The sequence below is a fragment of the Paraburkholderia caffeinitolerans genome, from assembly GCF_902859945.1.
GTDB classification, from domain to species: domain Bacteria; phylum Pseudomonadota; class Gammaproteobacteria; order Burkholderiales; family Burkholderiaceae; genus Paraburkholderia; species Paraburkholderia caffeinitolerans.
This window is the reverse complement of sequence record NZ_CADIKL010000127.1, coordinates 1-629: the sequence shown is the minus strand read 5'-3', so window position 1 is coordinate 629 and position 629 is coordinate 1. Positions and strand designations below refer to the sequence as shown.

Genomic DNA, 629 nt, shown 5'->3' with positions numbered 1-629 from the left:
TAGGATAAATCCGAAAGTTCGTTGAAACAGGCAATCTGACGTTTATTGAGATTCCACCCCTGTAAGGATTGCAAAAAATCTACGGGGTGATGGATGAACCAGAGCTACAGGCTGGTGTTTTCGCGCGTGCGCAATATGCTCGTGGCTGTTGAGGAAACGGCCACTGCAGCAGGGAAAAGAGGGAGCGGTGAGGCGTCGGTGGCGGCTGCCATGGTGCTGGCGGGTTTCGCGTTGGGCGCGCAGGCGCAGATCGCGCCGGGCGGGGCGAACGCACCTGGTGTGATCCAGACCCAGAACGGTCTGGATCAGGTGAACATCAACCGGCCCTCGGGCGCGGGCGTGTCGGTCAACACGTACAACCGCTTCGACGTGCAGCAGCGCGGCGCGATCCTCAACAACTCGCCCACCATCGTGCAGACGCAGCAGGCGGGCATGATCAACGGCAACCCGAATTTCGCGCCGGGCCAGTCCGCGCGAATCATCGTCAATCAGGTGAATGGTCCGGGCCCTTCGCAGTTGAACGGGCATCTCGAAGTGGCGGGGAACCGGGCCGAGGTGGTCATCGCGAACCCGTCGGGCATTGCGGTGAACGGCGGCGGATTCATCAACACGTCGCGCGCCATTCTCAC

Annotated in this window: 1 protein-coding gene; it reads left to right on the top strand. The window is 61.4% G+C overall.

The genetic code is table 11. The features are described 5' to 3' along the window. Positions 1 to 93: 93 nt before the first annotated feature. Positions 94 to 629: two-partner secretion domain-containing protein (locus HV773_RS36575; protein WP_175198564.1), on the top strand; the 536-nt coding region annotated here is incomplete at its 3' end.